Annotated in this window: 23 protein-coding genes and 2 pseudogenes; 9 read left to right on the top strand and 16 right to left on the bottom strand. The window is 64.3% G+C overall.

Going from position 1 to position 17,427, the window contains the following annotated elements; translation table 11 throughout:
• Positions 1 to 578: 578 nt before the first annotated feature.
• From AB0C27_RS30945 to AB0C27_RS30995, 11 genes are all read right to left on the bottom strand, one after another.
• The gene (locus AB0C27_RS30945; protein WP_357850872.1) at positions 579 to 743 is read right to left on the bottom strand and encodes a hypothetical protein; all 165 of its coding nucleotides are present in this window, start codon (positions 741 to 743) and stop codon (positions 579 to 581) included.
• Entirely contained in the window at positions 743 to 1,075 is a 333-nt protein-coding gene (locus AB0C27_RS30950; RefSeq protein ID WP_357850875.1) for a hypothetical protein, read from the bottom strand. Before AB0C27_RS30950 ends, AB0C27_RS30945 begins: the two co-directional genes overlap by 1 nt.
• A 119-nt stretch (positions 1,076 to 1,194) precedes the next feature.
• On the bottom strand, positions 1,195 to 1,350 hold the full coding sequence (locus AB0C27_RS30955; protein WP_357850878.1) for a hypothetical protein: 156 nt from the start codon (positions 1,348 to 1,350) through the stop codon (positions 1,195 to 1,197).
• Between the two features lie 51 nt (positions 1,351 to 1,401).
• On the bottom strand, positions 1,402 to 2,139 hold the full coding sequence (locus tag AB0C27_RS30960; RefSeq protein ID WP_357850881.1) for a DUF2637 domain-containing protein: 738 nt from the start codon (positions 2,137 to 2,139) through the stop codon (positions 1,402 to 1,404).
• Positions 2,140 to 2,409: 270 nt separating this feature from the next.
• Positions 2,410 to 2,640 (bottom strand): hypothetical protein, encoded by a 231-nt coding sequence (locus AB0C27_RS30965; protein ID WP_357850883.1) that lies wholly within the window; start codon positions 2,638 to 2,640, stop codon positions 2,410 to 2,412.
• 84 nt (positions 2,641 to 2,724) lie between these two features.
• Complete coding sequence (locus AB0C27_RS30970; RefSeq protein WP_357850886.1) at positions 2,725 to 3,897, bottom strand: FtsK/SpoIIIE domain-containing protein; 1,173 nt, start codon at positions 3,895 to 3,897, stop codon at positions 2,725 to 2,727.
• Between the two features lie 11 nt (positions 3,898 to 3,908).
• Complete coding sequence (locus tag AB0C27_RS30975; protein ID WP_357850889.1) at positions 3,909 to 4,067, bottom strand: hypothetical protein; 159 nt, start codon at positions 4,065 to 4,067, stop codon at positions 3,909 to 3,911.
• A complete protein-coding gene (locus AB0C27_RS30980; RefSeq protein WP_357850892.1) occupies positions 4,067 to 4,297 on the bottom strand; it encodes a hypothetical protein in 231 nt (76 codons plus the stop codon). Before AB0C27_RS30980 ends, AB0C27_RS30975 begins: the two co-directional genes overlap by 1 nt.
• A gap of 93 nt (positions 4,298 to 4,390) precedes the next feature.
• Complete coding sequence (locus AB0C27_RS30985; RefSeq protein WP_357850895.1) at positions 4,391 to 4,522, bottom strand: hypothetical protein; 132 nt, start codon at positions 4,520 to 4,522, stop codon at positions 4,391 to 4,393.
• A complete protein-coding gene (locus AB0C27_RS30990) occupies positions 4,522 to 4,851 on the bottom strand; it encodes a hypothetical protein (protein WP_357850896.1) in 330 nt (109 codons plus the stop codon). Before AB0C27_RS30990 ends, AB0C27_RS30985 begins: the two co-directional genes overlap by 1 nt.
• A gap of 94 nt (positions 4,852 to 4,945) precedes the next feature.
• Positions 4,946 to 5,737 (bottom strand): GntR family transcriptional regulator, encoded by a 792-nt coding sequence (locus AB0C27_RS30995; RefSeq protein WP_357850899.1) that lies wholly within the window; start codon positions 5,735 to 5,737, stop codon positions 4,946 to 4,948.
• Between the two features lie 63 nt (positions 5,738 to 5,800).
• On the opposite strand from AB0C27_RS30995, the gene AB0C27_RS31000 reads away from it, so the two are divergent.
• Both AB0C27_RS31000 and AB0C27_RS31005 read left to right on the top strand, forming a co-directional pair.
• A complete protein-coding gene (locus AB0C27_RS31000) occupies positions 5,801 to 6,229 on the top strand; it encodes an NUDIX hydrolase (protein ID WP_357850901.1) in 429 nt (142 codons plus the stop codon).
• A 1,366-nt stretch (positions 6,230 to 7,595) separates the two neighbouring features.
• The gene (locus AB0C27_RS31005) at positions 7,596 to 8,132 is read left to right on the top strand and encodes a hypothetical protein (protein WP_357850904.1); all 537 of its coding nucleotides are present in this window, start codon (positions 7,596 to 7,598) and stop codon (positions 8,130 to 8,132) included.
• Between the two features lie 167 nt (positions 8,133 to 8,299).
• Here the strand turns inward: AB0C27_RS31005 and AB0C27_RS31010 are convergent, their stop codons facing one another.
• The 4 genes and pseudogenes from AB0C27_RS31010 to AB0C27_RS31025 form a co-directional block, all read right to left on the bottom strand.
• A complete protein-coding gene (locus AB0C27_RS31010; RefSeq protein ID WP_357850906.1) occupies positions 8,300 to 8,866 on the bottom strand; it encodes a hypothetical protein in 567 nt (188 codons plus the stop codon).
• Positions 8,867 to 9,072: 206 nt separating this feature from the next.
• On the bottom strand, positions 9,073 to 10,035 hold the full coding sequence (locus AB0C27_RS31015) for a DUF5677 domain-containing protein (RefSeq protein ID WP_357850909.1): 963 nt from the start codon (positions 10,033 to 10,035) through the stop codon (positions 9,073 to 9,075).
• 411 nt (positions 10,036 to 10,446) lie between these two features.
• Positions 10,447 to 10,752 (bottom strand): annotated as a pseudogene (locus AB0C27_RS31020) (tyrosine-type recombinase/integrase); the annotation flags it as partial.
• Between the two features lie 64 nt (positions 10,753 to 10,816).
• Positions 10,817 to 10,918: pseudogene (locus AB0C27_RS31025) on the bottom strand (hypothetical protein); the annotation flags it as partial.
• Between the two features lie 216 nt (positions 10,919 to 11,134).
• Here AB0C27_RS31025 and AB0C27_RS31030 point away from each other — a divergent pair.
• Positions 11,135 to 11,368, top strand: coding sequence for a hypothetical protein (locus AB0C27_RS31030; RefSeq protein ID WP_357850912.1), 234 nt, complete (start codon positions 11,135 to 11,137; stop codon positions 11,366 to 11,368).
• Between the two features lie 196 nt (positions 11,369 to 11,564).
• On the opposite strand, the gene AB0C27_RS31035 is transcribed toward AB0C27_RS31030, so the two are convergent.
• Positions 11,565 to 12,401: a helix-turn-helix transcriptional regulator gene (locus AB0C27_RS31035; RefSeq protein ID WP_357850915.1), complete on the bottom strand. Its 837-nt coding sequence runs from the start codon at positions 12,399 to 12,401 to the stop codon at positions 11,565 to 11,567.
• A 104-nt stretch (positions 12,402 to 12,505) separates the two neighbouring features.
• Between AB0C27_RS31035 and AB0C27_RS31040 the strand changes: the two genes are divergently transcribed.
• From AB0C27_RS31040 to AB0C27_RS31065, 6 genes are all read left to right on the top strand, one after another.
• The gene (locus AB0C27_RS31040) at positions 12,506 to 13,228 is read left to right on the top strand and encodes an SDR family oxidoreductase (RefSeq protein ID WP_357850917.1); all 723 of its coding nucleotides are present in this window, start codon (positions 12,506 to 12,508) and stop codon (positions 13,226 to 13,228) included.
• An 8-nt stretch (positions 13,229 to 13,236) separates the two neighbouring features.
• Entirely contained in the window at positions 13,237 to 13,605 is a 369-nt protein-coding gene (locus AB0C27_RS31045) for a hypothetical protein (RefSeq protein ID WP_326642252.1), read from the top strand.
• 388 nt (positions 13,606 to 13,993) lie between these two features.
• Positions 13,994 to 14,542, top strand: coding sequence for a YceI family protein (locus AB0C27_RS31050; RefSeq protein ID WP_357850920.1), 549 nt, complete (start codon positions 13,994 to 13,996; stop codon positions 14,540 to 14,542).
• Between the two features lie 106 nt (positions 14,543 to 14,648).
• On the top strand, positions 14,649 to 15,284 hold the full coding sequence (locus AB0C27_RS31055) for a hypothetical protein (RefSeq protein ID WP_357850923.1): 636 nt from the start codon (positions 14,649 to 14,651) through the stop codon (positions 15,282 to 15,284).
• Positions 15,236 to 15,829, top strand: coding sequence for a hypothetical protein (locus AB0C27_RS31060; RefSeq protein WP_357850926.1), 594 nt, complete (start codon positions 15,236 to 15,238; stop codon positions 15,827 to 15,829). Before AB0C27_RS31055 ends, AB0C27_RS31060 begins: the two co-directional genes overlap by 49 nt.
• The gene (locus AB0C27_RS31065; protein WP_357850929.1) at positions 15,810 to 17,426 is read left to right on the top strand and encodes an FAD-dependent oxidoreductase; all 1,617 of its coding nucleotides are present in this window, start codon (positions 15,810 to 15,812) and stop codon (positions 17,424 to 17,426) included. The genes AB0C27_RS31060 and AB0C27_RS31065 overlap by 20 nt, the downstream gene beginning before the upstream one ends.
• Position 17,427 lies beyond the last annotated feature (1 nt).

Genomic DNA, 17,427 nt, shown 5'->3' on the forward strand with positions numbered 1-17,427 from the left:
GGCTTTCACCTCTCTTCCGATTCGTGGTGTTGTTTACCGGCGGCTGCTATCGGGTGCCGTTGCCGAGGCAGCGGCCACAGCGCACGTAGGTTCCGCCTGCGTGGAATCCGCCTTTCCCCTTGCACCATCTGCACGGCTTCTCATCGCCGGACGATGCGGAACGCCGATGTTTTCCGGTCATGTTCGCCACCTCCTATTGCTCTGATATCGGATTTCTTGTTGTGCCGGTTCCGTTGCAGGTACGGCACAGCCAGAACCGCTGTACCTTCCACGACAGGAACCAGCGCCTTTTGACCTCCATACGATGGAGGAGTTTGCGGCCTCCGCACGATCGGCACACCGGCGCCGTTACCGCAGGGGCCGAAGGGTGCGCCATTTAGAACCGCCTCCCACCCCTGCACGTCGGGCAGTCGCGGCGAGCCTCGATGACCTGGAGTTTCCCTTTGCGCATCGTGGAGCGCAGTTCGCCGACCTTGCCATAGCCGCGGCAGGTGCGGCATTGTCCGCTTCTGGGCATGACGTTTCCTTTCGACTGTTCATGTCGTGCGTGAGAGAACTGATCGAGAAGTAGGCGGCTGTCAGCCGTTCAGCACGGCCGACAGGAAAAGCGCGAGACTGTCAGCGGCGCCGGTCACGTAACCGAGTACGCCGTTCACGGACGCTGCCGCGGCCTGCGGACGGGTGAACAGGTAGAACGCTGCGAACGCCAGTAGCGTGAGCGGAAGCAGTTTGCGGCGCAGCATCAGCACTCACCTGCGCTGACCGCGCCGGCGTAGCTCATCAGCGCCTCGTAGTCGCGACGGTCCTGGCTACTGATGGCCAGCACCTCGTAGCTGAGCGGGCCGAACTCGCGCACCGCCTTGTAGTGGTCGTCGCCGCTCGCCGCCGAGCCGAGCAGCGCGGCCACCCGGTCCACCACGGCACGCTCCTGTTCGTCGCTGTCGCCCTTGGCGTGCAGCAGGATCGAACGGCCGAAGCTCGGCACCGGAACCTTCGGGTTGTCGACCAGAAACTGCGCCAGGTCGCGCAGGCCCGCAATGAACTCGCTGCGAACGGTTGAATCAGTGGTCATCATCGGTGGTGTTCTCCCTTGCTCTCCTCCGAAAAGATCGGGACTGGCTTTCCATGAGCCGCCCACCCGGGGAAGAGGTGGGCGGCAGTATGCAGAGTCAGTTCCACGAGCCGTCCGCAGATTTAGTAGGTGTAGGTGCCGTTCTCGATGCCGGTCTTGATCTGCTCGAAGTCGGGGTCAGTGAGGCGGCGAGTTTCGTCGGCGAACTCGGCCAGCCTCTGGCCCGGCTTCAGATCGAAGTACTTCTTGAGAACCGAGACACCCTTGCGTCCACTCATTGCGATTTCCTTCCTTCTTGCGGCACTCCATCGGCCGCTTCATTGCGTGACTTACTCCGTTGACTCCAAGTGACGGGCCAGAGCGGCAGCCAATTCGGGGGCCACGTGCATCCGCGTCCGCAACGTGTCTGCCGTGACCGGCCGGTCATGTTTGGCTTCGTGCTCGTCGGCCAGGCGCCGGGCGTAGGCGACCAGCGCGGGCGGCAGCGACGGATCGACTACTTCAGCGGCGGCGGGTTCGGTCGGGGCTTGCTCCACTGCCGCAGGCGCCGGACGTTGGATCAGCTCATCGACACGGTCCGAGTGGGGAAGCTGCGCCGGTCGTAGCTGAGTGCTCGCGGGTGTAACGGTCGAGTCTTCCCAGACCAGGCCCGTTTCCTCGACGGCTTCCCGCGGTACCGTCTTACCGGACCCGGCCCGTCGTTCGATCATGGACATGGCGATCAGGAACGCGCTGGCAGGCGTGGCCGCCAGGATCCAGCCCCACGCGCTGGAAGGTGCTTCGGCCAAGTTCGCCGCCAACGTCAGCACGATGCCGCCCGCCAGCACCAGCGACGGCCACGACACCAGCCCGCGACGGCGCCGGCCGGTGCGCTTGTCCCGCTGGATCTCCCGCGCGGCCATCACACACACCAGGTCGATACACACCGCCACCGCCCACGAGCGCCAGCCATGCTGACCATAGGTTCGCGCCAGACTGGAGATGTGATCGAACGAGCCGACCGCCGCGATCATCGCCAGCACCGTCACCGGCCCCGAATCGGCCAGCAGAGCACGCAACCGTCCCACCGCTCATCACCTCCTCGTTACTGCCACGCACGGCAGGCGCAGCCCGGCCGTGTACACCAGCCCTCCGCGTTCGCCCAGATCGGCCCATAAATCGCCCAGCCGCCCGGCTTAGCTCCGCCCGTATGCACCGCTCGCTGATGACCGCAGCGTGTGCAGGGCTTCTCCAGCTCGTGCATCTGCGACAGATCCATGCATCGCGCCATCACCGAGCCCTTCGTGATCGCCCTTAAACACGGCTCCCGCAAAACGCGACACGGCCCGCACCGGCAATCAATCCGCTTTGCCGTCGAACAGATCTTTCGCGTAAGCCTGAATAGCTTCCTTTCTCTCAGCCGCAGTGGCGTTTCGCTCAGCCGCTTCCAGAACAGCCCACGCCCGCGCATGCTCAACCTTTGAGCCCCGCGTATAAGTACGGCGCACTTCCACGTGAGCGTTCTTGAGCCTCTCCACTTGCGCTTTTCTCATCATGCCGCTTTCTCCCATCGCGATTAATTCCTTCACCTCGTTCGAGCCGCTTTGGGCATGCCTCAGGTAAGGACCTGGCGCGATCAGGGCTCACGCCCGGCCCGACATGACCCGCAGGCGCTAGACGGGAAGGTCCTCAAGGTCGGGTTCGGCGAACTCCTCGACATCCGCCGCGTCCAGCTCCCCGCCACCGGCCACCGCGAGGGCGGGCCCTCCGGTCAGTACCGACCATGACGGCGTCATGTGCGCGTACTGCTCGGCCGCGGCTTCTGCGTCTTCCTCGCGCACATGCACCGACCGCGCGTGATGCCAGCGGCTATCGGCGCCCATCACCACCGCCGTACCCGGCCGACTCGCCGGGATCTGCCGGGCAGCAGCTACCGCGCGGCGGTCCATATCGCCCAGGCACATCTTGGCCGTCTCGTCATCGTTGACCATGTGGCACACCCGGCCGGTCAGCTGCGCCCGCAACGCGGTCACACCCTTGCCCAGGTCCGAGCCCACCCGCTGACCACACACGAACAGGTAGATGCCGAACGCCCGCCCCAGCTGCGCAATCCGCAGCAGCCGCGTGGCGACCGCTGCCACCTCTTCCTTCTCGTTGTCCGGATCAGCCATCAAGAACAGCTCGGCCATCTCATCCACGAACACCACGATCGGGACCGGCCGCACCTCGGCCGGCAGCCGCGGATGCCAGATGTTCTTGACCCGATGCTGGCGGCACAGCGCCATCCGGTCCTTGATGATGCCGACCAGATCGGCCAGCAGCCGCGCACACTCACCCCGTTCGGTGGCCAGCGCCGACAACCGCGCCTGGTACGGAGTGAACTCCACCCCGCCCTTCAAGTCGAAGCCCACCAGCGCCACCGGCTGCGGAGCCAAGCCCACAATCAGCGCGTTGGCCAGGTTCGACTTGCCCGACTGCGTCGCGCCCACGTTCAGCCAGTGCGGCACCGTCCGGAAATCGATCACGAAGCCCGTCCCGGTGTCCAAAAGCCCGACCCGCACCCGCAACAGATCCTCGGCCAGCACCGGCAGCGCGGTCACCGTGTCCAGCGGATCCACCAGCGTCGCCGCCAGCGTCACCCGGCCCGGCTGCCACGACAGCAGCCGCACACTGTGCACCCGCCACGCATGCGCCAGCGCTTCCAGCGCGTCCTCGTAATCGTCGGGCGTCTGCCCGTCATGCAGCCGCACCGACACCTGAAAACCCAACGGGGTCGGCCGGACCACACCGAGCCGCGGAGCCTTCTCCACCAGCGCCCGATGCAGCTTACGACGCTGCTTGATCATCAGACCCTGCATCAGCCGCCACCGCCCATCTCCTTGAGCGCCTGCTGGAAACCTTCCTCATCCCAGCCGCAGAAGTACGCCATCACGTGCCGCTTCTGCTGCTCCGACAGCGCATCCAGAATCTGGGACATCTCCGCGTTGCTGAGCCTGCGTCCCTTGGCCGGCGCCATCACTCGGCCCCCCACCCGGGCAAGCCCGGCACCCGCCAGCGCCAGCGACGCACCCGCTTCGACAGCCCGCACCCCGACGCCACCGCCCGCCACGTCCCGTAGATCGTCACGACCTTGACCGGGAACCCGAGCACGTACCAGAACGACACCGGCGCACACCGGCGCCACACCCACCGGCCCACACCCATACCGAGCAGGCCCACGCCCGCCCACAACAGGAAATCCCGCATACTAGAACCGTCTCCCTTCCACTACCAGGTGACTGGAGACCCCGGAACGGCCCGCGCCGCCAAGCATGCGGCCGTTCCGGGACCCGACAACCATCACGCCGCGCCCGACACCGCCACGTAGTGGCAATACGCGCACAACCACACGATCCGGTTGCGCGTAGCGTCGAACTGCTCGGCCAGGTTGCGCCGGGCCCCGCACTCCACGCACCGCGCCCTGCCGCCCATCAGGCGGCCTTACCCGTCTCAGGCCGCACCGCCTCACAGCGGAACCCCATGCCCGAACGGCCGTTCATCTGCCAGAAGAAGCAGACCAGCCCCACCGGACGAACCCGACTCCCCAGCTGAATCTGCGGGAAGTCCACCGACGGGAACGTCACCGTGATCACCGGGTTACGCCGGTCATCGTTCGGCATCGGCAGCAGCGGCAGCGTGTACAAGTCACGCCCCTCCGCATCCTTCTTCACCTCACCCGTAGCCCGATCCACGATCTTCGGCTCAGCCTCACCCGCCACCGTGAAAGACATGGACGACGCATCCACCGGAATGTTGCGCATCCGCTGCACCCCCTCTGATCGCTTACCCTCTAGTCGTCTTCTCGTCTAGAGGAGTTACTACATGTATAGAGGAGCAAGGAAGATGTGTCAACACTTAGTGGGCAGGCAGTTCATACGAGAGCTGGTAGGCATCACCCGACATGATGGTGTCGCACACCTCGACGGGGCGTGCTTCCAGGTCATAGGCCGTTCTGATCAACCGGAACACTGGAGTCCCCGGCCCCAGGGCGAGGAGCTGCGCCTCTTCCGAGGTTGGCATTCGAGTAGACACGTCCTCAACGAAGCGATCAAGAACACGCCCCTGTTCTTCAATGCGCGCGTAGATCCCTCCAGGCCCAGGGTTGGCATCCATGATCCGCGTTCCGCGGGCGAGCTCAATAGGGATGTACGAGGTAGCTGTTTCGACAGGGCGTCCATCAAGCGAGTACCGACGCGCTCGGGCGACAACCATCTCGCCGCCCCTCACCTTCAGGCGTTTGGCGACGTCATCAGGTGCAGGCACTTCACTGATCTGGATCCGGTCAACAGTGGCCGTTGCCCCCACAGTCTCAGACTCTGCGAGGAACGCCGCTTTGCCGTCCTTCCGGTGCCGGCGGGCGAAACGATCCGACGCCAACCTCTTGACCGGCGGCCGAGCCCGCACGAAGACGCCTCGGCCATGCTCGGCGACGGCAAGACCTTCGGACTTCAGCTCTTGCACCGCCTGGCGAACGGTCATCCGGGCAACGCCGTAGTGCTCCATCAGCTCTGCTTCAGATGGCAGCTTCTGGCCCGCCTCCAAGCGCCCCGCGCGGATGGCCGTACGGAGATGATCGGCAATCTGGCGAAACACCGCTCGATCACTGGTTGGATCGACGTGGCGATCTAGCAGGTCACCAGTGCCCATGCCCAACTCCTCAAGTCGTCCGTACATCTACTAGCGTTAACTCTATCTACTGGGAGGTTGCAGATGAGCGTGGAAGACCGCCGTCACTCCGTGAGCGTGGCAGGCGTAGTCGTCGATCGTCGAGGACAGGTCCTGCTGACGAAACGTGCTGACAACGGAGAGTGGCAAGCCCCTGGCGGAGTGCTGGAGCTTGGCGAAGGCATCCACGAGGGTCTGCGTCGTGAAGTCCTTGAGGAGACCGGCCTTGAGGTTGAGCCTGAAGCATTGACTGGCGTCTACAAAAATATACCGAGAGGTATTATCGCTCTCGTATTCCGTTGCAAACCTATTGGTGGCAAACTGCAGGAAACTGACGAGGTGACCGCGTTTCGTTGGATTGCGCCAAATGAAGTAAGAAAACTTGCTACCGAAGCTTTCGCCGTGCGAATTCTAGATGCACTGGACGACGGGGCTCCAGCCATCCGTGAACATGACGGTACACAACTTATATGAACCTGCATTTACCTTCGTCAATGGTTCGAACCGCTTGCAGGCTTGCTAAGCCCCTACGTATTGGGCTGCACCGCTGTGTCTCCATCAGCTCCGGCAAGCTTCCGATGTGCCTCGGCGAGGCGATTTACTGCGGAGGCAAGCGCGAGGATGGCAAAAACCTTCGCCATCTCCGGATTCTCCTTGGCTATAGCCATCGCGCGATCTTCATGACGGCCAGGACTGTGCATCTGAGCTCTCCTCGTCGTTGTACGCCCGCATGAGCCAGCCCAACTCCTCAACGATGACACACGGCTCGCTACTGTCCAGGCTTCAGTACAACGTCGGCCCTTGTTACAACTTTCCTCACGTCTTCAAGCCCGCCGCTGCGCGGCGGGCACACCGTGATCACGGCAAGAGGCTTGTGCTGGACGTTCCCCGCAACGATGAAGATCGAAAAAATGGCCGGCATGCAGACGCAGGACTTCCACCAGGGTTCGGGGGAGGAACGTCGGAGCTAGGACGGTGTTGCAGCACGGAGGCTCACCTGACCTCCACCAGCTCGGAATGATGACTACCAGGAAGGACCAAGCGTCAGCCTGCCCAGCCCATCACCACCAGCCCCGCATTGCAGGCACGCACCCCGCCGCGAAGGACAGTCGATCAGGCAGCCCAGCCCCTGCGCGCTCGCTCGCGGCGGGCTGCGGCCTTGGGGGCCGGTCCCGCCGCGGCGGCGCGCGTGCCGCAAGCGGCACCACCCAGGTAGTGATGGCCCAGGTACGGCTTGACCGCATCGCTTTCCTCCCAGGTCTTTCACCAACCCAGCGCCCCCAGTGAAGGCCACGGCACGCCACCCGCACGGCTCAACAAGCCCACGACGAAGATGGCGAAAGCCCTCACACTCGTAGGCGCCGATCAAGGTGAAGCGGCGAATGCGCGACCGCGGGGAAGGTGAAAAGAAAGGAATGGGGCTCCGCCCCAAACCCCGGCCCTCCTCGGAGATGGCCAGGATCGTGCAAATGTACAGGTTGGGCGGATGTTCCCCGTGGTCATCTCCTCGTCGGCCACCACAAGGGAGACCAGACCCGCCGCTCCAGGGCAAGCCGCCGGCTGCGGGCAGGGCAACCAGCGCGCGTGGAAGCTCACCGGGATACATGTACACGCGAACGGCAGCTTGCCCTGGCGCGTCCGGCCCGGTATGGCTACGCCTGCCCGACGAGGAGATGACCACGGCGCTTCAGCACCCCTGTGTGGGACCCCGCCACTAAACCCACGCGCAGCGCGTCAGTTCACGTGGCAACGTCGGTGTTCATCGATTAGGTAACAACGTAGACACGCATGGAAAAATTCAGCCATAATAGTTTGTCGTCGTAAACTCGAACATGATGTGGTGACTTATTTGGAGTTGAACTTTTGGGCCGGACTGGCTCTATCAATACCCATTGGTATCGCGATCAACCTCACAACTCCTTGGCTTCAACGTCAAATAGCACGTCGAAGTGGGCGCGTTGCAGAGAGGCGCCGCAAAGAGCAGCTGAAAGAGCAGGCCTTTGCTGTAGAACTGCGAAGTAATCCGACTCTATATCAAAGCTTTCTCCATCTCTCTCTTGTAAGAGCGCTCACGTTATTCGCTATATCGATCCTAGCTGTCACGATACCCTACCCCTTGACCGACTTGTTTCAACTTGGAACGTATATAACAGGTCTTGTGCCACTAACTCCACTGGATATCATTATCCACGAGCGCACATTGAATGTTGTGGGCGTAGTCGTTGCCAACGTCTCAGTCGTTCTCCTGCTCAATACCGGCAGACGAGCACGCCGTATTGCGAAAAGCATGCTCGGCGAGATTAAGCTCGTCGATCCGATGCTTTTTGAAGAAAACTCACATGCGGACGTTAACCATAAGGACCAGACGGAGGGGTAGGCCTGCCCGATGAGGAGATAGCCACAGACTTACGCCGCTCCGTACTGCTGGTGCCTGCTTTGCGCAAAAGGTCAGACCTTGACCATGCCCTTGGTGGCCGTGGCATTGTGACTACTACGACCGAAGAGGAGATGAAGAAGGTGTCCCGATCCACTCCTTTTGTCTCGTCAAAAGGGAGGCTGTTCCGTCAAAGCAGTATTGTCAGACGTGCCACTCGATATACCTTTCCGGTACTCCTCGTATTCTTCGGCATACATCTCTTGAAGCGCGCTGTAAGCCTCGTCGTATTCTTGAAACAGCGGGCTGGCTGGGATCTTCTCGCTTCTTAGATTGGCGCCTAAGGTATTCAGTGCGACAGTACATATGGAAAGTCCAACGCCATCAGGACTCTGTCTATTAACCGGTGCAAGGCCGGCGATGTCGCCCAGTATCTCAACCGCGCGCAGAAGACGCTTCCGTGTGGGAGCATCTTTGATGCTATATATGTGCCCCGCAATAGACCGAAGGTCTCGATGATAATCGGGATCATTCTGTGCGACGTAGGATCGATCCATCGACATCATTCGTCGTTCAAAAGTGCTGGCCATCTCCAGAAAAAGATCCTTGGCAGCAAGGGCTGCTGCGTGAGACCGTTCGCCAACTTGATCTCTTCTGCGACGCATACTTTCCACTGCTTGCCCAGCAAGGACAATTGCCCCTCCGACGACGGTCCCGACAAGTGCAGCCCAATCCATTTAGCTCTCCTGATGTGCATCGAAAGTTCCGACAACAGCAGACCATACCTGTAGCTGGAAGCTGCGTGCGCCGACTCAAGCAGTCTACGGATACACACACCAGAATGACCGTTTGCGATCTCCATGAGACGCGCGAACCGCAGCTCTCAGCTGGAATGAAGCATCCCCCAAACAAGGCCCGCCACGTAACAAATCGCAATCCGGCTCTATGATTCGTTCTGATTCATTTGCCTGGACTTCTTTGGTGACGTTGTTTGAGCTGCGACCTTGAGGTGTAAATTGAACTCCGACGGCAGCGTCACGGGAACACTGCCGTGTTCGGCCAACTTCTTAATTGCCTCAGTATATTCCTCCAGTAGCTTCGTATCCGTGCCATCTATGTCGGCCTCAAGACATGAGATAGCTGTCGGTAATGCGAGCACCAGGAGGTGGCAGCACCAATACAGAGAAAAATCCGTGCGATAATTTAGGTGGTTAACGGAGTTAAAATCCATCGCCGAATTTTGTAGATCGCCACCCTGAGGATGGCTCCAGGCGCGACGCGCCGCTTCACCGACAGAGAAATGTACCGCGCGCGAAGTGGCCGAGTAGAGGAAATCATACAGCCTGCTATTTCCGGTTTGGGCAGCCACCCATGCCGTTGGAGGCAATGCCGAGTCCTCGGCGTTTGGCCACCCGAGTACCTTGCTAAGCTCCTTTAGGGCAGCCTCGCTGCGCATTTTTCTTTCGAAACTGTACTTGACGAATTTGGCCGGAAACCCCAACCTGGTCATAGCCTTTTTACCGCTATACTGCTGCTGTGCGATGACATCGCGAGCGCCATCCCTCACCGCCATGGCAAGCACGAGACGTTTCGCTATTTGTGCATCAAGCATTTCGAGATACGACAACCAGAAGAAGTCTTCACACGCCGGGCGTATGAATGGCGCGCTTACATGTCCCAGCCCTGTCCGCGCCAAGGTAATTGCCGCCTTGATGCCGTCTACTTGCCGATTTACGCAAAAAGCGGCGGCCATCTTCCTTGGGTCGTCTGTGCCATCTCTCCAGGTGATATCTAGATATGGCCGCATGAAAACAAGGGCTTTTTCCACCAGCTCCTCAGCAGCGCCAACCAATGACTCCGTACCTGTGGCTGGTCTCTTCGGCGGGTCCAGGGGTGCAGTGGTCATAGTGCTACTATTGCGCGCGATCATCGCCTTTGGCTACCGAGATTCTCACTCGGGCAAACCGACACGATTACGACAAAGGTGCCGAAATGGGGCAGGATTACACAAGCGCCTAAAGCCGAGGCATGAGATGGGTCGGACCCAACACGACCCGCCAGACGTGCAGCAGCAAAGTGCAGCAACCATACCGGCCGGCAACGATGCTCGACGATCCCCACGAGTCGCCTGGCTACTGCTCTGACCATGAACGACCTTCATGCCACAAGTTCACACCGAAGAGGTCACTGGTTCGATCCCAGTATCGCCCACCACGAAGATGCAGGTGAGAAGGGGTTTCGGAGTCACTCCGAGGCCCCTCTTCCGTGTCTGGGGAGTCGATGGGAGCCAATCGGGGAGCCGTCTCACCCGGACTCGCTACCCGTGTCGGCTGTCGCCGAAGATGGCGTTCATGGTGTGGGCGCCCTTCGTGATCACGGGTCTGAGCTGATGCCGGTAGACCGCTTCCGTGACGCTGGTGCCCGCGTGCCCGACGAGATCGGCGATGGCCTCGATGGGCACGCCCTGGTTGCTCATGATGGAGACGAACGAGTGACGCAGCTCACGGGGTGTCCAGTTGGTTCCGATCTTCGCGTCCTTGGTGATCTTGCGGAAGACCCGCCGGACGTTGGCGGCGTCCAGGGGAGTGCCGACGCTCGTGCAGAACACCAGATTGTGATCTTGCCATGCCTCGCCTGCCCTGAACTTGTGAGCTACTTGGCGGGTGTGATGTTGCCGGGTGGTCGACGCCGAGCACCCGTTCGCAGTCGGCCAGCGTGGCCTCGTACAGTGGGATGGCCCGGCTCAGATCCCCCGCCTCCTGATACGGTCTCGGGGAACAACGGAGCAGCCAATAGCGGTAGGGGCAGACGGCATGTCATCGTAGTGACGACACATCTGTCATCACTTTGACGACACCCGGAGCTGCGTGCCCATGAAGCCTGCCTAAGACCTGACCAGCTCGTACGACGCACGTCGCTTCCTGCGCGAGGAGAGCCCGAACACGCGCTTCGTCCCATCCGGATACGCCACTCACAACGCTGGCGACATCACCAACGTCCACAACTTGACCAGCCCGTACCGCTCCAAGGACGGCCCCCGGCCCTCCGGCGATGAAGCCCTGGCCGCCCTGACCCTGCTCGCCGAGCTGCGCGACTGGCTGACCGAGGTCGAACCCGACCTGATCGACGCTACCCGCCAGGCCGGGGTCACCTGGGAGGAGCTCGCGCCTGTGCTGCGCGTGGCCGACCGCCGCGCCGCTCAAAGACGGCGCGCTCCCCGTAGCCCGAGGGCTCTCTGACTCACGATAACGCCCCTTTTCAAGGGTCAAACACCTGGTCTGAATGGGGCTCCTGACCAGGCTCGGAACGGCTTACCACTATTGGCTGTTCGATTGTTCCCCGAGGCCGGTTGAGGAATGTCGGACGGTGACGGTCCGATCCCGGGATGACCCGCAAACATCGAGAGCCACTTGATGAGCCCACTGCGAACCGCCCTCAGACCTGCTGCAGCCCGATCACCCGCAGCATGTCGAGCGCGGTCGCTTCCGGGGACCCCGGTTCGGCCGAGTACACGAGCACGGTTTGGTGGCCGTCCGGGAGCAGCATGACGTCGGAGTCGAGCGAGATCGTGCCCAGGCTGGGGTGCTTGATGGTCTTGGTCGCGGTACGCCACGGGGAGGACCGTCCCTCCCGCCAGAGCTCGTCGAACCGCGGGCTGCCCCGACGTAGGTCCGCGATCAGCTGGATCAGGTCGGGGTCGCCGGGGTATCGGGCCTGTGCGGCACGCAGCGTGCCGACCGAGGCGTGGGCGGCCGCGTCGTCCTCCTCCGCCTGCGCGGCGACCTGGCAGCGGCTGCTGCCGAGGAAACGTTGCCAGATGAGGTTGCGCCGCCCCGGCGGCCAGGCGGACATATCGCCTTGGAGCGCCGCCCCGAGGGGGTTCCAGGCCAGGACGTCTCCCTTGGCCGACAGCACCAGCACGGGGAGGTCCGCCATGCGGTCCAGCAGCCGGAGCACGCTCGGCCGTACGACCATCGCGATCCGCCCCGCCTCGGGCGGCTCGTGGCCTGCGAGCCGGAACAGCAGGTCGCGGTCGTCGTCGTCGAGCCGCAGGGCCTGAGCCAACGCGGCGATGACCTGACGGGAAGGACGAGGTCCGCGCCCTTGCTCCAGCCGGACCACATAGTCGACACTCAGACCCGCGAGCATGGCCAGTTCCTCTCGGCGCAGACCCGGCACCTGGCGACGCGTTCCAGCCGGCAGTCCGACGTCGTGCGGTCGTACCCGAGCCCGGGACGTGCGGAGGATTTCGGCGAGTTCTGCACGGTTCACCCCTCAACTATGCCTCACACCCGGCCTCGGCCCGGGTGGTACGGCCGGTCCTAGGCCACACCGGTCCTGGTGTGCCCCGGGCGCGCTCGGCGAGGATCTGCTCCATGACAGAACCGAAGACAGTGGCGTTGGTCACCGGAGCAAACAAGGGGCTGGGCCGGGAGACCGTCCGTCAACTGGCCGGAAAGGGGTGGCAGGTCTTCCTGGCGGCGCGGGACCGCGAGCGCGGCAGCCGAGCCGCCGAGGAGCTGGCGAAGGAGGGCGCCGAGGTGGAGTTCGTCGAGCTCGACGTCACCTCGGACGAGTCAGTAGCGGCGGCTGTGAAGGCCGTCTCCGAGCGGGTGGATCAACTGGACGTGCTCGTCAACAACGCCGGCGTCGGCGGCCCGATGCTGAGTCCGGCCGACATGGACGCCGACGCCCTCCGCGTGCTGTATGAGGTGAACGTGTTCGGCCAGGTGCGGGTCACCCACGCGTTCCTGCCGTTGCTCCACAGGTCGCAGCAACCCCGTATCGTCATGGTGTCCAGCTCTCTCGCCTCGCTGGCATACGCCGGTGACTCCGCCCGCCCCGAGTACGGCTTTCTGAGCCTGGACTACGCCTCGTCGAAGGCGGCGCTCAACATGATCGTCTCCCAGTACGCCCGGGCGCTGCCTGGATTCCAGGTCAACGCCGCGGACCCGGGCAACCCCGCCACTGATATGAACCATCACACGGGTGTCCACACCGTCACGGAGGGAGCCGCCGCGATCATCAAGTTGGCCACGTCGGACCCCGGCGGGCCGACGGCAGGCTTCTTCGGCAGTGATGGCCCCGTTCCATGGTAGGAGTGAAAATGACCAAGATCCTGACGATCGGACTGCACCCGAGCGCGATCGACTACACCGGATTTCCCGGCCTTGACGAGGCGACGCTCACCGCACGGATCGAGCAGGGCAACGCGGCTCTGCGCGCGGCGGGCCTCGACGCGGTGCCGTGCATGGTCGGCACCGACCCGGACGAGGCAGAAAAGACCGTCCGTGACCGGTTGCCGGAGGGGCCCTTCGACGTGGTCATGATCGGAGGTGGCGTGCGCATGGTCCCTGAGCACACCCTCCTGTTCGAACGGCTGATCAACGTTCTGGCGGCGACGACTCCCGGAATTCGTTTCTGCTTCAACACCTCACCGGAAACAACGATCGACGCCATTCGACGTTGGGTTTGACCTCGCTGCGCGAGGGAGACCGTTCTCGTACATCGTCATCGCTTCGAGGAACAGCCGGCGGCTGGTCGGCCGTCAACGGCTCGAGCGCCCGGTGCCAGGCCGGGGCGCCAGATCCCGGTCAGCTCGCCGACCATCGGGCTCACCATGGCCGGGGCGAGCTCTTCTCAATCAGATCCATTTCACCGGCAACGCCGGCCGCCTCCTCTCGATGGACATCACTGTTGGAGCACCATGACCCATCACATGATCGGCTGCGTGCCGATCAACGATCAGGCCGAAACGCTGGAAGGCACTCTCCAGGCCCCTCGTGGCCTGCCGGGCGGGGCGGGCTACCGCATTCCTGTCCCCGGCTTGCACCGGCCACCAGGCACGCTCCCCGGGTCCGCACGTGGTTGAGCGACGCACCGGCTCGCCGGTTCCGGCCGGCCGGGAGTCGTCCCCGCGCGTCGGCGACTATCGCATCGACCCCGACAGGTCCACGATCCGGTTCAGGACCCGCGCCCTGTTCGGGGTGCTTCCGGTACGCGGAACGTTCACGATCGGAGAGGGCGTGATCAGCGTCCGGAGCCCGCTGGACGACTCGGTCGTCGTGGTGGAGGTCCCCGCGGGCAGCTTCGCCAGCGGGCTGCGGATACGCGACCGGCACGTGCGTGCGGCGGACTTCCTCGATGTGGACACTCATCCGACGATGTTCTTCCGAGGTGGGCCGCCCGGTCAGGCGGGAGCGCCAACGGTGCTGCACGGGAACCTGACCGTGCGCGGCGTCAGTCAACCGCTCAGCCTGGTCCTCGGCTCCGCAACGAGCAACGACACCCTCCTGATGGCCGGCGCCACGGTCACGATCGACCGCTACGCATTCGGCCTGACGAAAGGCCGGGGAATGGCCGCCAGGCATTTGAGGATCGCGATCGAGGTCGTCGCCACCCGCATCACCTGACAGGGCGCTCTCCGGGGAGTGGACCGCGGCCCTTATGTGGGCTGACACCCCCAAGCCAACGGCTCATGTACGTGATAATCGACTCTTATCACGTACATGAGCGATCATGACGGCGCGGCGACCAGGACAACCCCTTGCCGGGACGGTGCGCGACTCCGGCACGTTATCCGGTACATCGCCGCCGGCGTGGCGCGGCGGCTGGCATGAGCGCCGCGCCGAAGGTCGCCGCCCTTCGCGGCGGGCACGTCACCCTCGCTGCGGCCGGGCCGCCGACGCCTTCCTCGCCACTCCGCGCACGGCCAACCCGAACACTCACCGCGCCTACGCCTCGGCCATCGACCGCGTCATCGCCCTGCTCGGCCACGACCGGCCGCTGGCGGACGTCGCCGACACCGAGATCAGCGCCGAGCTCGCCGAGCTCTGGGACGGATGCGCGCCGGCGACCTGGAACCGCAACCGCGCCGCCGTCACCTCCTGGCTGACCTGGTGCCAGACCAAGAAGCACTGGACCGCCCCGTCGGTCCCGGCCGAGGCCGAACGCCGCAAGGAGACCGCCGACGAGACCCGCGCCGTGGCCAAGACCACCATCCACCGGCTCCTCTCACGCCGCGACATCCCGCTGCGCGAGAAGACGCTCTGGCGCATGCTGTACGAGACCGCCGCCCGCGCCGCGGAGATCCTGGCGCTGCGCCGATGCGGGCGCTGTTCGAGGTGTTGTGCGGCCCGCTGGCGCAGCCGGTGACGCCCGGAGTGCGGTTCGGCCGCTGTCGAACGGTCTCCTTCGACGGCTGCAGCTCACTGAAGGTGCCCGATACCGGCCGGAACCGGGCCTGGCTGGATCGGCTGGCCCATGGCGGCTATCCCCAGCTGGAGCTGATGACCCTGGTGGAGACCGGCACCCGGGCGATGATCGGCGCTGCCTTCGGCTCCACCGCCCTAGGCGAGACCGACTACGCCAGGCGGCTACTGCACCTGCTGCGGCCGGACATGCTGGTGCTGTGGGACAAGGGCTTCGACGGCAACGACTTCCTCGCCGCGGTGACGGGCACTGGAGCCCAGGTCCTGGGCCGGTTGCGCAGCGCAGCCGGTACGGTGCTCGCGGCGCCCGCCGGCGCCGCGTCCCAGTCCAGCGCTCACGCCGCCGGCATGGCCGGTGGGGCGCACGCGTTCTATTGTGCTGCGGCTGTGGGTGAGGCCGGCCGCGGATCTCCAGGTCGCCCGTGCGCCGTCGAGGGGCCGCCCACCTGCGCGACCTATCATGCCGGGCATGGCTACCGAAGACCGTGACCAGCCCGTTCTCGACGAGGAGCAGGTGAATCGTCTGGCTCGCTACGGCCGGCCGGAGGAGGTCCAGGAGGGGCAGAACCTGTACGCCTCCGGTGACAGTGCCTATGACTTCTTCCTGTTGCGGACGGCGACCGTCGACATCTTCAGGGACGCCACGGCGGTCGAGCCGGAACACCTGGTCCACCGTCGGAATCCGGGGGAGTTCCTCGGCGAGCTGAATCTGCTCACCGGTCAGCAGGTCTATCTGACGGCCCGGGTCGCGGGAGCCGGGACGGTGGTGCGGATCACGGCAGCGGAGTTGCGCCGGGTTCTCGCCGAGCAGGTCGACATCGCGGACGTGCTGATCGAGACGTTCCGGGCGCGGCGTGATCTGTTGCGAGCGTCGGCCGGCAGTGCGCTGGAAGTGGTCGGCAGGCCGGATGCGGCCGAGACGCTTCGGCTGCGTACGTTCGTGACGCAGATGCTGTTGCCGCATGCGTGGCTCGACCCGGAGTCGCTGTCCGGTCGTGCGCTGATGAGATCGATCGGGGCTTCCACGGACGATCTGCCGGTCGCGGTGGCGGGTGGGACGGTGTTGCGCCGCGCCACTCCGGGGACGGTGGCCGAGGCGCTCGGTCTGACCTATCACCCTGCGGCGTGCGTCCCGGATCTGGTGGTGGTCGGCGCCGGGCCGGCCGGGCTCGCCGCGGCCGTCTACGGCGCCTCCGAAGGGCTGGCCACCGTGCTGCTGGACGGCAGCGGGCTGGGCGGGCAGGCCGCGACGAGTGCCCGGATCGAGAACTATCTGGGTTTCCCGCAGGGTGTCAGTGGTGAGGAGCTGACCCGGCTGGCGATGATCCAAGCGCTCAAGTTCGGGGTGCAGATCTTCTCGCCGTGCAAGGTCTCAGGGCTGGATCTGTCGGAGGAGCGGAGGCCGGTGGTGGTGCTCGCCGACGGGTCCCGGATCGAGACCTCCACGGTGATCGCGGCGACCGGGGCACACTATCGGCGCCTCGGCATCCCGCGGTGGGCGGATTTCGAGGAGAGTGGCTGCATCCGCTATGCGGCGACGGAGCTGGAGGTGCGCCGGTACGAGTCTCAGCCGGTGGTCGTGGTCGGTGGCGCCAACTCGGCCGGGCAGGCGGCTCTGTCGCTGGCCGCTCATGGCTGCACGGTGAATCTGGTGGTGCGTTCCGGTGACCTGGGAGCGAAGATGTCGGCGTACCTGGCCAATCGCATCCTGGCCGACTCGCGGATCCGCGTCTGGACCGGCAGCACGGTACGGCAGCTCGGCGGGGACGAAGCGCTCACGTCGGTCGTCATCGCGAGTGGCGATGGCCGCTCGCAACGGCTGGATTGCCGGGGGCTGTTCTGCTTCATCGGGGCGGCGCCGGCGTCGGAGTGGATGGAGGGCGTCGCCAAGGACGCACGCGGCTTCGTCCTCACCGACAGCCGGCTGCCCGGGGGCACCCACGACGCCCCGCTGCCGTTCCAGACCAGCGCATCCCATGTCTTCGCCGTGGGAGACCTCCGCTCAGGCTCGACCAAGCGCGTGGCCACGGCGGTCGGCGAAGGAGCGGGCGCCGTGTCCTCCGTCCACACGGTCCTCGGCGGCTGAA

The organism is Nonomuraea sp. NPDC048882 (assembly GCF_040649755.1).
Taxonomy (GTDB): domain Bacteria; phylum Actinomycetota; class Actinomycetes; order Streptosporangiales; family Streptosporangiaceae; genus Nonomuraea; species Nonomuraea maheshkhaliensis.

What these genes read in the sequence shown, in the direction of transcription:
- AB0C27_RS31000 (WP_357850901.1), top strand. Translation starts at nt 5,801, where the DNA reads ATGAGCGTGGAAGACCGCCGTCACTCCGTGAGCGTGGCAGGCGTAGTC.
- AB0C27_RS30990 (WP_357850896.1), bottom strand. Translation starts at nt 4,851, where the DNA reads ATGCGCAACATTCCGGTGGATGCGTCGTCCATGTCTTTCACGGTGGCG.
- AB0C27_RS30970 (WP_357850886.1), bottom strand. Translation starts at nt 3,897, where the DNA reads ATGATCAAGCAGCGTCGTAAGCTGCATCGGGCGCTGGTGGAGAAGGCT.
- AB0C27_RS30995 (WP_357850899.1), bottom strand. Translation starts at nt 5,737, where the DNA reads ATGGGCACTGGTGACCTGCTAGATCGCCACGTCGATCCAACCAGTGAT.
- AB0C27_RS31015 (WP_357850909.1), bottom strand. Translation starts at nt 10,035, where the DNA reads ATGACCACTGCACCCCTGGACCCGCCGAAGAGACCAGCCACAGGTACG.
- AB0C27_RS31065 (WP_357850929.1), top strand. Translation starts at nt 15,810, where the DNA reads ATGGCTACCGAAGACCGTGACCAGCCCGTTCTCGACGAGGAGCAGGTG.
- AB0C27_RS30975 (WP_357850889.1), bottom strand. Translation starts at nt 4,067, where the DNA reads ATGGCGCCGGCCAAGGGACGCAGGCTCAGCAACGCGGAGATGTCCCAG.
- AB0C27_RS30950 (WP_357850875.1), bottom strand. Translation starts at nt 1,075, where the DNA reads ATGATGACCACTGATTCAACCGTTCGCAGCGAGTTCATTGCGGGCCTG.
- AB0C27_RS31055 (WP_357850923.1), top strand. Translation starts at nt 14,649, where the DNA reads ATGACGGCGCGGCGACCAGGACAACCCCTTGCCGGGACGGTGCGCGAC.
- AB0C27_RS31045 (WP_326642252.1), top strand. Translation starts at nt 13,237, where the DNA reads ATGACCAAGATCCTGACGATCGGACTGCACCCGAGCGCGATCGACTAC.
- AB0C27_RS30985 (WP_357850895.1), bottom strand. Translation starts at nt 4,522, where the DNA reads ATGGGCGGCAGGGCGCGGTGCGTGGAGTGCGGGGCCCGGCGCAACCTG.
- AB0C27_RS31040 (WP_357850917.1), top strand. Translation starts at nt 12,506, where the DNA reads ATGACAGAACCGAAGACAGTGGCGTTGGTCACCGGAGCAAACAAGGGG.
- AB0C27_RS30980 (WP_357850892.1), bottom strand. Translation starts at nt 4,297, where the DNA reads ATGCGGGATTTCCTGTTGTGGGCGGGCGTGGGCCTGCTCGGTATGGGT.
- AB0C27_RS31060 (WP_357850926.1), top strand. Translation starts at nt 15,236, where the DNA reads ATGCGGGCGCTGTTCGAGGTGTTGTGCGGCCCGCTGGCGCAGCCGGTG.
- AB0C27_RS31010 (WP_357850906.1), bottom strand. Translation starts at nt 8,866, where the DNA reads ATGGATTGGGCTGCACTTGTCGGGACCGTCGTCGGAGGGGCAATTGTC.
- AB0C27_RS30945 (WP_357850872.1), bottom strand. Translation starts at nt 743, where the DNA reads ATGCTGCGCCGCAAACTGCTTCCGCTCACGCTACTGGCGTTCGCAGCG.
- AB0C27_RS30955 (WP_357850878.1), bottom strand. Translation starts at nt 1,350, where the DNA reads ATGAGTGGACGCAAGGGTGTCTCGGTTCTCAAGAAGTACTTCGATCTG.